The organism is Streptomyces marincola, from assembly GCF_020410765.1.
Classification (GTDB): domain Bacteria; phylum Actinomycetota; class Actinomycetes; order Streptomycetales; family Streptomycetaceae; genus Streptomyces; species Streptomyces marincola.
Genome location: NZ_CP084541.1, coordinates 4,625,460 through 4,638,515, shown reverse-complemented (window position 1 = coordinate 4,638,515; position 13,056 = coordinate 4,625,460). Strand labels below are relative to the sequence as shown.

The 13,056-nt window shown below is 75.9% G+C and carries 13 protein-coding genes; 3 read left to right on the top strand and 10 right to left on the bottom strand.

Annotation, left to right across the window (positions count from 1 at the left end; translation table 11 throughout):
• Nucleotides 1-374: 374 nt before the first annotated feature.
• Together LC193_RS20465 and LC193_RS20460 are read left to right on the top strand one after the other, a co-directional pair.
• Complete coding sequence (locus LC193_RS20465) at nucleotides 375-2,030, top strand: glucuronyl esterase domain-containing protein (protein WP_226076267.1); 1,656 nt, start codon at nucleotides 375-377, stop codon at nucleotides 2,028-2,030.
• A gap of 296 nt (nucleotides 2,031-2,326) precedes the next feature.
• The gene (locus LC193_RS20460; RefSeq protein WP_404819460.1) at nucleotides 2,327-3,052 is read left to right on the top strand and encodes a helix-turn-helix transcriptional regulator; all 726 of its coding nucleotides are present in this window, start codon (nucleotides 2,327-2,329) and stop codon (nucleotides 3,050-3,052) included.
• Between the two features lie 313 nt (nucleotides 3,053-3,365).
• Here the strand turns inward: LC193_RS20460 and LC193_RS20455 are convergent, their stop codons facing one another.
• Nucleotides 3,366-3,836, bottom strand: a complete 471-nt coding sequence (locus LC193_RS20455; RefSeq protein ID WP_226076265.1) for a DIP1984 family protein — start codon at nucleotides 3,834-3,836, stop codon at nucleotides 3,366-3,368.
• A 126-nt stretch (nucleotides 3,837-3,962) separates the two neighbouring features.
• On the opposite strand from LC193_RS20455, the gene LC193_RS20450 reads away from it, so the two are divergent.
• Nucleotides 3,963-4,403 (top strand): VOC family protein, encoded by a 441-nt coding sequence (locus LC193_RS20450; protein ID WP_226076263.1) that lies wholly within the window; start codon nucleotides 3,963-3,965, stop codon nucleotides 4,401-4,403.
• A 73-nt stretch (nucleotides 4,404-4,476) separates the two neighbouring features.
• Here the strand turns inward: LC193_RS20450 and LC193_RS20445 are convergent, their stop codons facing one another.
• The 9 genes from LC193_RS20445 to LC193_RS20405 all read right to left on the bottom strand — a co-directional run bounded on the left by LC193_RS20445 (nucleotide 4,477) and on the right by LC193_RS20405 (nucleotide 13,052).
• Entirely contained in the window at nucleotides 4,477-4,983 is a 507-nt protein-coding gene (locus tag LC193_RS20445) for a nuclear transport factor 2 family protein (RefSeq protein WP_226076261.1), read from the bottom strand.
• A 366-nt stretch (nucleotides 4,984-5,349) separates the two neighbouring features.
• The gene (locus LC193_RS20440) at nucleotides 5,350-6,168 is read right to left on the bottom strand and encodes a methyltransferase domain-containing protein (RefSeq protein WP_226076258.1); all 819 of its coding nucleotides are present in this window, start codon (nucleotides 6,166-6,168) and stop codon (nucleotides 5,350-5,352) included.
• Nucleotides 6,169-6,221: 53 nt separating this feature from the next.
• Nucleotides 6,222-7,064, bottom strand: a complete 843-nt coding sequence (locus LC193_RS20435) for an SAM-dependent methyltransferase (protein WP_226076254.1) — start codon at nucleotides 7,062-7,064, stop codon at nucleotides 6,222-6,224.
• 523 nt (nucleotides 7,065-7,587) lie between these two features.
• Nucleotides 7,588-8,601: an SDR family oxidoreductase gene (locus LC193_RS20430; protein WP_226076252.1), complete on the bottom strand. Its 1,014-nt coding sequence runs from the start codon at nucleotides 8,599-8,601 to the stop codon at nucleotides 7,588-7,590.
• 33 nt (nucleotides 8,602-8,634) lie between these two features.
• Complete coding sequence (locus LC193_RS20425) at nucleotides 8,635-9,870, bottom strand: beta-ketoacyl-[acyl-carrier-protein] synthase family protein (RefSeq protein ID WP_226076251.1); 1,236 nt, start codon at nucleotides 9,868-9,870, stop codon at nucleotides 8,635-8,637.
• Complete coding sequence (locus tag LC193_RS20420; protein ID WP_226076250.1) at nucleotides 9,867-10,136, bottom strand: acyl carrier protein; 270 nt, start codon at nucleotides 10,134-10,136, stop codon at nucleotides 9,867-9,869. The genes LC193_RS20425 and LC193_RS20420 overlap by 4 nt, the downstream gene beginning before the upstream one ends.
• On the bottom strand, nucleotides 10,133-11,401 hold the full coding sequence (locus tag LC193_RS20415) for an aspartate aminotransferase family protein (protein ID WP_226076249.1): 1,269 nt from the start codon (nucleotides 11,399-11,401) through the stop codon (nucleotides 10,133-10,135). The genes LC193_RS20420 and LC193_RS20415 overlap by 4 nt, the downstream gene beginning before the upstream one ends.
• Nucleotides 11,401-11,862: a type II toxin-antitoxin system RatA family toxin gene (locus tag LC193_RS20410; RefSeq protein ID WP_226076248.1), complete on the bottom strand. Its 462-nt coding sequence runs from the start codon at nucleotides 11,860-11,862 to the stop codon at nucleotides 11,401-11,403. Before LC193_RS20410 ends, LC193_RS20415 begins: the two co-directional genes overlap by 1 nt.
• A complete protein-coding gene (locus LC193_RS20405) occupies nucleotides 11,850-13,052 on the bottom strand; it encodes a GNAT family N-acetyltransferase (RefSeq protein ID WP_226076247.1) in 1,203 nt (400 codons plus the stop codon). Before LC193_RS20405 ends, LC193_RS20410 begins: the two co-directional genes overlap by 13 nt.
• Nucleotides 13,053-13,056 lie beyond the last annotated feature (4 nt).

Here is a 13,056-nt window from a genome sequence, read left to right as displayed (position 1 = left end):
TACGTTCCATTGCCCTGAGGGGTAAGGGCCGGGTGATGTGCGGGAGTTCATCCCGCTTCACCCGGCCCTGTGACGCGTTCTGCTTACCGGTAGAGGACCGAGAACGGCCAACCTGAGTGACCCCTGTCCCGCGTGTTGTCACGCCCCGCGCGCCTTCCTAATCTGAAAGCGCTCCTCAGGGCCGCTCCCCGCCCCGCCGCCCGCGCGGCACACCGCCAGGGCATCCGCACGCCTCCGCTGCGCTCCGCCGGCGCGTGCGCGGCGGCACCTTCCGCGAGGCAGGACCGGCACACTCCCCACCCCGCGGCGCGCGGGCACGGACGTGGCTCACCGCGGTCCGGCCGAGGCCGCGCGTCGCCCTCTGGAGGTTCCCGATGCGCTTACCCCGATACCGGCCCCGTGCCTGGGCAGCCGCGGCCTGCGTGGCCCTGGCGGGCCTGGCGGCCACCACCCTCACCCCCCAGGCGGGCGCCGCCGGCGCCGCCGCGACCACCGTCCGGGTCGCGCCCGCGAGCGAGGACGACGGCGCCGACTGCCCCGTCCCCGACCCGGGCCAGTCGCCCGCCACCTCCCTGCTGCCCGACCCGTTCACGCGGCTGGACGGCACGCGCGTGACCGACCGGTCCGACTGGCGGTGCCGGCGGGCGGAGATCAGGGAACTGGCCGAGCGCACCGTCTACGGGCAGAAGCCCGGCGCGCCCGCGAGCGTCACCGGCACGGTCTCCAGGACCGGCATCACCGTGAACGTCTCGGACCAGGGCAGGAGCGCCAGTTTCTCGGCGAGCGTGGAACTGCCGAGCGGCACCGGGCCGTTCCCCGCCGTCGTCGTGCTCGGCGGGTTCGGCGCCGACACGGCCGCCATCAAGGCGGCCGGTGCCGCCGTCATCAACTTCGACCCCTACGCGGTGGGCAGGGAGGGCACGCCGAGGAACAACAAGCAGGGCGCGTTCTACAGCCTCTACGGCGCGTCGAGCAGCACCGGCCTGCTGATGGCCTGGTCCTGGGGCGTGAGCCGGATCATCGACGTCGTCGAACGCTCCGACGGCAGCCTGCTGCGGGCGGAGGCGACCGGCGTCACCGGGTGTTCGCGGTTCGGCAAGGGCGCGTTCGTGGCCGGCGCGTTCGACCAGCGCATCGCGCTGACCATGCCGATCGAGTCGGGAACGGCGGGCGCGCCGATCCTGCGCGGGATTCCGGGCGAGTCCGGCGCCCAGCCGCTGAGCAGCGCGTACTCGGAGCAGCCGTGGTTCGGCGACGCGTTCGGCTCGTACACGGGCGACCCGGCCAGGCTGCCCGTCGACACCCACGAGATCGTCGGCATGGTGGCGCCGCGCGGGCTGTTCATCATGGAGAACCCGCACGTCGACTGGCTGGGCGCCAGGTCCGGGAGCGTGGCCGCGCGGGGCGGGGCCGAGGTCTACAAGGCGCTCGGCGCCGGGAACAACATCAGCTACTGGTCCGACGTCCAGGACGGCACCCACTGCGCCTCCAGGTCCGAGTGGCGGGGCCCGCTGCAACAGCACATCCGGGCGTTCCTGCTCGGTTCGGGCGAGGGGCCCGGCCTGTTCCGGGTCGCCGCGAGCAAGTCGGGCGACCTGTCCGCCTGGCGGAACTGGCAGACCCCCGTCCTGACCGACGACGGCGGCGGCGGTGACGACGGCGGCGGTGGCGACGACGGCGGCGGCGGTGACGACGGAGGCGGCGGTGATGACGGCGGCACCACCGACGCCTGCGTCGCCAGCCACAGGACGGTCAGCACCTGGGCCGGCGGCCACCAGAGCGAGGTGACGGTGCGCAACGTCCGCACCGGCCCGCTGAACGGCTGGTCCGTCGGCATGACCCTGCCGCCCGGCCAGAGCGTCGCGAACCTGTGGAACGGCGTGAGCACCGGCACCAGCGGAGCCATCACCGTGCGCAACACCGCGTGGAACGGCGCGATCCCGGCGGGCGGCACCGTCACGTTCGGCTTCGTCGCCACCGGCGGTTCCGCGGCTCCCGGCACCCTCACCTGTACGGGCACCGGCGCCTGACCGACACGCGCGCCGAGGCCGCCGGGTGCGCCCCGTTCGCGTGCGCGTGGCACAATCGCCGCGCGACCGACGGCCGGTGGCCCCACCGGGAGCCCTCGTCGTCGGCGCCCGGGCCCCTCACAGCGCCGTGAGCCGCCGGGACGCGCGCCCCGGCACGGGCGACTCCGGCCGCCCCGCCGGGGTAACCGGAGAGCACGGCCCGGCGCCGGGAACGGCGGCCGGGCCCCGGACGACTTCCGCGCACACGGGCCGCCGCTCCGCCGGCGGCCACCACGTGGACCAGGGGAGACAGACGGTTGCGCACTTCACACCGGACCACAGACGCGGGCGGCACGACGGCGGGCCGCCGCACGGCCACGCGGCCCGGGGCATACGGGTGGCCCCAGGAACGCATCCCCGTGACGGTGCACGCCCAGGACCCGATATCCCGCGAGGGCGTGCTCAGCCAGTTGCGCCGCCACCCCGAGTTGGAGCTCCGCGAGGCACAGGACTCCCCGCGGGAGGACACCCCGCGGGGAACGGTGGCCCTGCTCGTCGTGGACACCCTCGACGCCGCGGGACTCGACCGGCTGCGCCGGGCCGTGCGGGCCGAGGGGGCGCGCGCCGTTCTGGTCGTCCGCGCGCTGCGCGAGTCCGCGCTGCTCGACGTCATGGACTGCGGGGTCGGCGCCATCGTGTGGCGCCACGAGGCCACGGGGGACCGGCTCGCGCGCGCCGTGCGCGCGGCGGCCCGGGGCGGGGGCGACCTGCCGCCCGACCTCCTCGACCGGCTGATCGACCGGGTGGGCGCGCTCCACCGGTCCGCGCCCGGCCGGGCCGGCGTCCCCGCGACGGGGCTCACGCCGCGCGAGACGGACGTGCTGCGGCTGGTCGCCGACGGGCTCGACACGGCGGAGATCGCCGCCGCGCTCTCGTGCTCGGAACGGACCGTCAAGAACGTGGTGCACGGGCTCACCACCCGATTACGGCTCCGCAACCGGGCGCACGCGGTGGCCTGGGCACTGCGTGAGGGCCACATCTGAACGCGCCCGCGCCCCGGGTGCGCGGCGCGTGAGCGCGGCGCACCCGGCCGCGAGCCGGCGCGCCGGACGCGCCGTGCGCCCGGCGCGCCCGCGCCGCGGAGGAACCCCGTTCCCGCCCTCGCCGCACGGATCTGCACCTGGTGATGAGGTGTGCGCGGTGCACGGTCACCTGTGCGCGGTGCTGAGCTGCCCGGTATCGAGAGGAATCGAACCCCTGCGCTGCTCCCCGCGCACCAGAAGGCCGGAACGAACCGCCGGCCGCGGTGTGTGCACGCCTCCGTGAACGGCTACCCGCTCCGCGTCGCCCGTCCGCTCACTCCAGCAGGTCGGCCTCCCAGTTCGTCCGCTGGATGGCGATGTCGGTCTGCCGGATCTCGCGCGCGAGTTCGTCCGCACGGGCCCGCAGCGCGGGCACGGGAAGCGCGGAGAGCATCGCGAGCTCCGACCGCAACTGCCGCATGCCGCCGCGCTGGTCGCGCCCGGACGCCGCGTCGGCCGCCGAGGTGACCAGCGCGTGCCGCAGGCGCAGCACGTCCCGGCGCGCGAGCGCGTCGGTGAGCGTGGTGCCCCTGTCGATCGTCGTGGCGGCGTTCGTCCGGTTGATCCGCCGGATCAGGCTTTCCAACTCGTCGAGCGCCAGGTCGGCTTCGGCCAGCAGCGCCGCCGCGTCCTCGGCGGGGGCCTCCCCCTCCTGATGGCGCGCGCTGCCCACCACCCGGGCGCGCAACTGCTCGACCCGGCGCGCGGCGTCCGCGCGCAGCACGAGTGCTTCGGCCAGCTTCACGACCAGGCGCCTCCCGTCTCCGTGCCCCGGCACGTCACCGGACGCAGTATGCCGAACCGCCGTACGGCCCACGCGCCCGGCCCACGCGCCCCGCGCCGCACCGGCCCGGGGCATACGCTCGGCGCCATGCCCGTTCAGCGGATGGACAACGTCGCCATCGTCGTCGACGACCTGGACGCGGCCGCCGCGTTCTTCACCGCTCCCGGCCCCGAAGTGGAGGGCAGGGCGCGCGTCGAGGGCCCCTGGGCGGACGGCGCCGTCGGACTCGACGGCGTCGAGAGCGGCATCGCGATGATGCGGACCCCCGACGGCCACGGCAGGCTGGAGCTGACCGGGTACCTCGCCCCCGCGGCCACCCGTCCCGGCCCGGAGGACCCGCCGCCCCACACGCTGGGCCCGCACCGCGTCATGTTCGCCGTCGACGACATCGACGGCACCGTCGCCCGCCCGCGCGCCCACGGCGCCGAACTCCTCGGCGGGATCGCGCGCTACGAGGACGCCTACCGGCCCTGCTCCCTGCGCGGCCCCGCGGGCATCGTCGTCGCCCTCGCCGAACGGACCGGCTGACGCGCCGCGCCCCCGCCGGGCCCCGGAGACCGGGGCCCGGCGGGGGCGCGAGGCCGCCGGGCGGGACGGCGGTTCAGGCGGACGCGGGCGCGGCGGCCGGGGACGGCACCTGCCTGAGGTGGAGGCGCCGGTGGTGCAGGCGCCAGCGGCCGTCCCGCTTCCGCAGGATGTCCACGTAGGCGCCGGTGCGCCGCACCTCGTGGCGTCCGTCCTCGTGGGCGAACGTGGAGGTGAGCAGGGAACGCGCCTCGGCCTGCTCCGCGTCGAGGCGGGTCACCAGGACGTTGGTCGTGACGTGCCGCTGGAAACCGCGCAGCGTGTCCAGGTTGTGCTGCCAGATGCCGGACATCACGCGGATGATCTCCTCGCGCGAGACGGCGAGGGACGGGGTCCCCTCGGGCGCCGACAGGATCTCGTAGCACGCGTCCTCGGTCAGCAGCTCCGCGAGGCCCTCGAAGTCACCGGCGTCGAAGTACAGGGCGAACCCGACGACGAGGTCCTGGATCGCGGCCCGGTCTGCCAGGAACGCCGGGTCGAGGTGCCCGGTGTCGCCGGGGATGCGCACGGCTGCTGTGTCCATGGTGGTCTGCCGATTCCTCTCCGTCGCGGTCGCTGTCCCGAGGTGCCGCCGCCGGCCGCGACCCCGGCCGCGGAGCGACGGCCGCCCCGCGGACCGGCGTTCGCGCGGGACCTGGACCCGCGCACCTCGTCCGCCGCGCTCACCGGCTCCCGGCGCGGCGCCGGGACCCGCCGTTCGCGGTGCCGCCGGCCACCGCGAACGGCGGGCGGCGGGCAGTCTGCTCCCAGGGTCGCCGCCGCGCGGGCCGGATGCGACACCCCACCGGGCGAATAGGGGTCGATCAGGGCCGCGGCTCCGAAGGCAGCCGCGCCAGGCCGGCCCGTCCCGGCCCGGGGCACGGACACGGGACCGGCGGCACGGGGACGGTCACACGGCGGCGACGCGCCGGGCGACCACGAAGACGCGGCGGAACGTGAAGACGGTCCCGTGCGGCGCGGCGGGGTACGCGGCCTCCAGCCGGGCCCGGTAGTCGGCAAGGAACGCCTCGCCCGCTCCCGGCTCGTCGGCGAGCGCCGCCAGCAGCGGGCGCATGCCCGTGCCGCGCACCCAGCTCCCGAACGGGTCCTCCGCCGGCAGGATGTGCGAGTACGTCGTCTCCCAGGTGTCCACCGCGAAGCCGAGGCCGGCCAGCCGGTCGAGGTAGACGGCGGGCGACGGCGTCTCGGGGACCTGCACCGCCTCGGGCCCGAGGCGTTCCCGCCACCGAGGGCTCGCGCACACCTCGCGCAGCACGATGTGGCTGCGGGCGGCGGCGTTGTCCGGGACCTGGAAGGCGAAGAGGCCGCCGGGCACGAGGGTGCGCGTCCATGTGGCGAACAGGTCCTGGTGCCGGGGCACCCACTGGATCGCGGCGTTGGAGAAGACCAAGTCCAGGGGGGACTTGGGGACCCATTCCGCGATGTCGGCGGCGCCGAAGGCGAGATGGCCGCCGCCCGGCGTCGGTCCCGCCCAGCGCCCGGACTCGGCCAGGGAGGCCCCGGAGATGTCGAGTCCCGTGATGCGCGCGTCGGGCCAGCGTCCGGCGAGGACACTGGTGAGTTCCCCGGTGCCGCAGCCGAGGTCGACGATGCGCGCGGGGCGTCCTGGCAGGTCGTCGGGCAGGCGGCACAGCAGGTCGTAGAAGGGGCGGGTGCGGGGGCCCGAGCCGAGGGCGCGGTGGCGTTCTGGCGCGAGGGTGGAGTACATGATGGCCTCCTTCGGCCTCGTGGCGGACGTGCGGGTGGCGGGGCGCGCGGCGATCAGGGCTTGCGCCCGACGCCGCCCACGATGTCGGTCACGAGCGCGGTCCAGTCGGGCCCGTACGGGTCCAGCTCGTCCGGTCGCCACGACACCACGGGGACGACGCCCGGCGGCACGAGGTCGAGCCCCGCGAAGTAGGCGGCGATGCGCTCGGCGGACCGCAGGTGGTAGGGGAAGGGATTGGAGCTGTTGTGCCGGGCCTGGAGGGCGCACCAGTCCGGCAGGGTGTCCGACATGTCGTGGGCCAGCAGGTAACTGCCCGAGGGCAGCGCGGCCATCAGCCTCTCGACGGTCGCGCACGCCTGCTCGTGGGTCGGGGCGTGGCCGAGGATGCCGCTCAGGACGAGGGCGACCGGCCGGGACAGGTCGAGCGTGCGGGCCGCGGCGGCCAGCACGTCCTCGGTCCGGTGGAGGTCGGCCTCCGCGTAGGCGACGGCGTCCCTTCGCGTCCCGGCGAGGATGCGGCGCGCGTACCGCACGACCTGCGGATTGTTGTCGACGTAGACGACGCGCGCCGTGGGAACGGCGCGCCCGGCGACCTCGTGGGTGCTGCCGGACGTGGGCAGTCCCGCTCCGACGTCGAGGAACTGGTCGATGCCGGCCTCCCCGGCCAGGTGGCCGACCGCGCGCCCCAGGAAGTGCCGGGTCGTCCTGACCTTTTCGAGGAGGCCGGGAAACTCCATGGCCAGCCGGTTGCCCGCGGCCCGGTCCACGGCGAAGGTGTGCCGGCCGCCGAGCCAGTGGTCCCAGACGCGTGCGTCGTTGCGCACGGACACGTCGATCTCCGCGTCCGCCGCCGGATTCGCTGCGATAGAACTCGGTGCGTGTGGAGGGGTGTTCACCCGTCCATGACAGCAATTCCGGATGGGCGCGGCCAAGGGGAGCCGACCGATTCCGCGAACGCGCGTGATGTGCGCCGGGGGCAGTGGACGCGGGCCCGGGAAGAATTACCGCGTTGCGGCGGGTTCGCCATCCGGGCCGCGGGGTAATTCGGGCGCGACCGTGCGGGAAACGTGCGGGCACCACCGGCACGGTGGCCTGTGCCGCATACCGAGCGGCACACGACACGATGATATGGACACCATGGGCCGCTGTCCCGGGAATCGGCGAAGAAAAGGGAGCGGCGCGATCCCCGCGCGTTGGTGGACAACGGAGGCCGCAGGCGGAGAACAATGCGCCGTCTCGCGCGCGACCGCCCCGCGCGCCGTCGCGTTCCGTGCCGCGCTCCGCAGGGCACACGGCGGCGGCCCCGCGGGCGTGCCGCGCGCAACGCGTGAGCCCGACGGCGGGGAACGGGAAGGGGGGCGCCCCGGCGGGGTCAGTTCCCGTGCGTTCCTTGCCGCTGCCCGGCGGCCCCTTCCCCGCTCACGGCACGAGCAGCGTCCACGGCGTGGGCCGCGCAAGGGCGAGGCGCGGCCGCCGCGCGGCCCAGTGCCGCACGGCGGTGGCCATCACCCCCGCCGGGTCGCGGACGGTCCTGGTCGGCTCGAAGGGCTCGGCCATGCTCGTGTAGCTCTGGAACATCGCGAGCAGCTGCACGGCCCGGTGCTGGAACGGCGACAGGTACCGCTGCGCGAGCGGCAGGAAGAACCGGTCCCAGCGCTCGGCGGGCACGAGGGGCGGCCGTTCGACCGGGGGCCTGCCGTGGCCGGCCCGGCACTCGTTCAGGGTGTCGCAGATGACGTCGAGCAGTTCACCGAGCCGCAGGCTGCCCGCCCCGCCCGCGACCACTTCCGTTCTCGGCGCGTCCGGCGGCGCGGACAGCGCGGCGTCGACCACCGCGTCCGCCACCTCGTCCACCGGGCTGATCTCCGCGCGCCCCGCCGGGTCGCCGACGACGACCGCGGCAAGCCCCGACACCAGCCCCTGCAACAGCGTGTAGGGGCCGGAGAACCGCGAGATCGCCCCCGTGTCGCGCCGCCCCACGACCAGCGGGGGCCGCACGATCGTCAGCGGCCCGCGGTGCTCGGCGCGCGCGATCTCCTCGCAGACCGCCTTGGACCACTCGTAGCCGTTGCGGTAGCCGCCGAAGTCCGCCCCGCGCAGGTCCGCCGCACTCCGGGTGCCGCCGACGTAGGCGGTCGAGACGTGCACGAGGTGCGTGTCCCGGTCCGCGAGCGCGAGGGCGGCGCGCAGCGGGTCGATGTTCGCGGCCACCGCCTCCTCCCGGCGCAGCGTCCACCGGGTGTCCGCCGCCGCGTGCACGATGACGTCCCAGTGGCCCGCGAGGGCGGCCGGCGGCGGCCCGGCCGCCATGTCCCAGCCGATCACGGAGGGCTCCGCGGCCCGCCTGGCCACCCGGGTGTGCGGGACGGCGCCCAGCCGGCCGACGACTTCGGTGCCGACCACGCCGGTGGCACCGGTCACGAGTACGCGCATGACAGCCCTCTTCTGCTCATACCGGCACGGGGGTCAGGGAACGGGGTTGAGGACGAGGCAGGCGTTCTGCCCGCCGAAGCCGAACGAGTTGGACAGCACCGGACGGCGCGCGACCGCGCGCGGCGCGCCGAGCACCACGTCGAGCCCCCCGGCGTCCGGCGTCGACACGGTCGTGGCGACCGGGGGCACCACGCCGTGTCCCGCGCTGAGCAGGGCGACGACCGCCTCCACCGCGCCGGAGCCGCCGATCAGATGCCCGGTGACGCCCTTCACGGACGTCACCGGCGGCGGCTGCGGACCGAAGCAGCGGCCCACGGCGACGGCCTCGGCGCGGTCGTTGAGCACCGTCGAGGTGCCGTGCGCGTTGATGTGCCCGATGTCGGCCGTGGTGAGTCCCGCGTCGGCGATGGCCATCCGCATGCACGCCGAGGCCATGTGCCCCTGCGGGTCGGGCGCGACGACGTGGGCGCCGTCGCAGGTCGTGGCGTACCCGGCGATCTCGCCGTGGATGCGCGCGCCCCGGTCCCTCGCCAGGTCCCAGCGTTCGAGGACGAGGACGGCGGCGCCCTCGCCCATCACGAAGCCGTCGCGGTCCGCGTCGAACGGCCGGCTGGCCAGCCGCGGCGCGTCGTTGCGCAGCGACAGGGCCCGCATCCGCGCGAAGCCGCCCACGACGACCTTCGTGACGGCCGCGTCGACGCCCCCGGCGAGCGCCACGTCCAGCTCGCCGTACCGGATGCGCCGCGCCGCCTCGCCGATCGCGTTCGTCCCGCTCGCGCAGGCCGTCGCGTAGGTCACGCACGAACCGCGCAGCCCGAAGCGCATCGCGAGGCGGCCGGCCGGGGAGTTCGCCATCGTTCTGGGCACCGTGTGCACCGACATGCCCATGGGCCGCTCCCCGTGGCCGAACACCACGTCCTCCATGCTCGCGAGCCCCGGCATGCCCGTGCCGACGTGCACGCCCACGCGGTGCTCCGGCACCCGCAGCGCCGCCCCCGCGTCGACGACGGCGTCGTCGGCCGCGCACAGCAGCAGCGCCGTCGCCCGGTCGATCTGCCGCAGCTCGCGGCGCCCCAGGTACCGCGCGAAGTCGAACTCGGGAACGGTGCACGCGATCCGCACCGGCAGCCCCGCCTCGGCGAGGGCCGGCACGACGGCCGCGGTCGGCCGGGCGGCCAGCACCCGGTCGAACACCCCCGCCGGGTCGGTGCCCGCCGGGCACTTGACGCCCACGCCGGTCACGGCGACGCGGACCCGCCGCCCGGTCACGCGGGCCGCTCCAGCCGGGTGAGCACCAGGTCGATGGCCTCACCCACGGTCACGGCCTCGGTCAGGTCGCTCACCGGGATCGCCACGCGCAGCGCGGTCTCCAGCCGGGCGCCGATGTCCATCAGCTCCAGGCTGTCGATGCGGAACTCCGCCCGCAGGTCGGTCGTTTCCTCGATCTCCTCCGGGTCCGTGCCCAGCACGTCGCAGACGGCCTCCCGGATGATGCGTGCCAGCTCCCCGCGCCCGGGAACGCCAACGTCTGTCATGTCGTCTCCTGATCGGGTGGGCCGCTTCCCGCCGCCGCCAGGGCCGCGTCGAGGATGCGGCCGGCCTGTGCGATGTCCGCCCCGGTGGCCACCAGCGGCGGCAGCAGCCTGACGGTGGTCGAGCGGCCGAGGCAGGGCGAGACCAGCAGCCCGCCGCGCGCCAGCTCCACCACGACCCGGCCCGCGGCCCGCGCGTCGGCGAAGTCGATGCCGCGCAGCAGGCCGAGGCCCCGCACGCCGGCCACCACGCGCGGGTGCCGCCGCGCCAGCGCGGCCAGCTCGGCGTCGAGCGCGGCGGCCAGCGCCCGGCCGGCCTCCGCCCGTTCCTCGATGGCCGCCAGCGCGGCGGGCAGCGCCGCGCAGCCGAGCGGGTGCCCGCCGAAGGTCGACGAGTGCAGGAACGGATCGGCGACGAGCGGCGCGTACAGCTCCTCGGTGCACACCACCGCGGACAGCGGCACGACACCGCCGCCCAGCGGCTTGCCGACCAGCACCGCGTCGACGGGCAGCCCGTCCGCGAGGCTCACGGAGCGCTCCCCGCAGCGCCGCAGGCCGCACTGGATCTCGTCCGCGATCACGAACGCGCCCGCGCGCCCCGCGTCCTCGCACCACTGGCGCAGCACGTCGACGGGCAGGGCGGCGGCGCCGTTCTCCCCCTGCACCGGTTCGAAGACCAGCGCGGCGACCGGCCCCGCCGCCACCTCGCGCGCCACCGCGCCCGCGTCGTGCGGCGCCACGTGCACGACGTCCACGCGGGCACCGCGCAGCCCGGCCCGGTACAGCGGGCTGTGCGTGAGGGCCAGGGCGCCGAGCGACTTGCCGTGGAAGCCGCCGGTGACGGCGATGACCCGGCTCCTGCCGGTGGCGACGCGAGCGAGCTTGACGGCGATCTCGACGGCGTCGGAGCCGTTCAGCCCGAAGCAGACCTTGGGCAGCCCTGGCCCGAAGTGGCCGGCCAGCGCGGCGGCGGCGCGGGCCGTGACCGGGTTGGCGAGGCTGCGGGTCGACACCGGTATCCGGTCCAGCTGGTCGCGGACGGCCGCCACGACGGCCGGGTGCCGGTGCCCGAGCAGGGTGACGGCGTAGCTGCCGAAGTCGAGCATCTCCCGCCCGTCCGACAGCGTGACCCGGCAGCCGTCGGCCGCCGCCTCGACCGCGCCGCGGCCCGCGAACGAGCCGGTCAGCGCGAGCCCGGGCGCCTGGTGCCTGCGGATCAGGTCGAACGTCACGGAGGCCGCGTCCCGGGCCGCGCCGGGCCGGGCCATCACGCGTCCCCGCCGCGGTCGGCCGCCGTCAACCGGGCCCTGAGGGCGTCGAGCATCTGCGCGGCGTTGTCCCGCAGGGCGTCGGCGGCCACCGGGTTCAGCATGTCGGCGAGCAGCGGGATGCCGATGTCGAAGTCGACGTGCAGCGACACCAGGCTGCCACCGTCCGGCAGGGCCCGCACGCCCCAGTGCCCGGCGAACGCGCCGAGGTCGCCGCTGACCTGGTGGAAGTCGAAACGGCGGGCGCCCGGGTCGATCACCTCGTCCTCCGTCCACCGCAGGACCGAGCCCTCCAGGCGGACCGACCAGGCGGTGGTCCTGTGCCGCTCGTCGGGGCGGGCGACGACCGTGACGGTTTCTACGCTGGTCATGCACGCGGGATACGACTCGACGTCCACCACGGCCGCCCACGCGGCGTCGGGCGGCACGGTGATGGGCAGGTCCACTTCTACTCGGGGCATGGGGCTCGCCTGCTTTCCGGGTCGGGCGGTCGTGGCTCGTCCCGCGCGTGCCGGCCGAGCGCGTCGGCCCGCGCCCGGGCGAGGGCGGGGGGCAGGACGCGGCGCAGCAGCGCGCGGCGCAGCGGGCGCAGGTGCGTGATGGCGTGGTGCTGCGCCACCAGGTCGCAGCCGAACTCCACCTTGGGCGTGTACGCGGTCTGGGCGAAGCGGATGTGGCGGCAGCCGGCCGCGATGGCCAGGCGGATCGCCGCGTAGTGGACGTTGTGGTACAGGCGCGCCTCGTGGGCGAGCGCGTAGTCGAGGCCGATGCGCGCGCCCGTGGCGCCCGCGCCGCCGAACAGGCACAGCAGGAAGGCCACGAGCCGGTCGCCCGCGAAGCAGGCGACGAGCCGGGTGCGCAGGCCGTCGCCCGGGCGCAGCGCGGCGAGGAACGCGGCGTCGAGTTCGTCGAGCGTCTGGTCCGCCCGGTCCATCACCTGCCGGTAGAGCGCCAGGACCTGCGGAAGGAGGTGCGCGAAGCTGTCCAGGACCTCCATGCGCAGCCCGGGGTGGGCGGCGAACTTGCGGATGTTGCTCCGGGCGTTGCGCCGGGGCTTGGCGGGCAGCGCGGCGATGTGGGCGTCGAACGAGCGGTGCGGCAGCCGGAGTTCGGTGTCGGGCAGGCTGGGGACGACCGTGAAGCCGTGCTGCCGCAGGGCGCCGCGCAGGGGCGCCAGCTCGCCGGCCGCGAAGTCCTTGAGGATCACGGTGCGCAGCCGCCGGGCGCGGGCGAACTCCAGCACGGCCCCGACCAGCACCCGCGCCACGGCCGGGTCGTCCCGCCCGGGGCCGAGGATGTGCCCCTGGCCCAGCAGGTGCCCGCAGAACAGCGTGGGGAGCCGCAGCAGCCGCGGTGCTCTCGCGGCGACCGGGGCGAGGAGGCGCCGTTCCCCCGGCCCGACCACGCGGTCCAGGCGCAGCCCGCCGAACAGGCACAGCGGGAGCACGGCGACGACGCGCGCGCCCCGGCGCACGACCAGGTAGGCGTAGCCGTCGGGGCCGATGGCCCCCCGCTCCATGGCGGAGAACACGGGCCGGGACCACAGCGGGTCGTCGGCCGGTGCCAGGCCGCGCCACAGCCCGTCGGGGAGGGCGTCGATGCCGGACACCAGCTCGACGCGGTGCCCCGCGTGCGGTTCCCTGGGCTCCATGGCG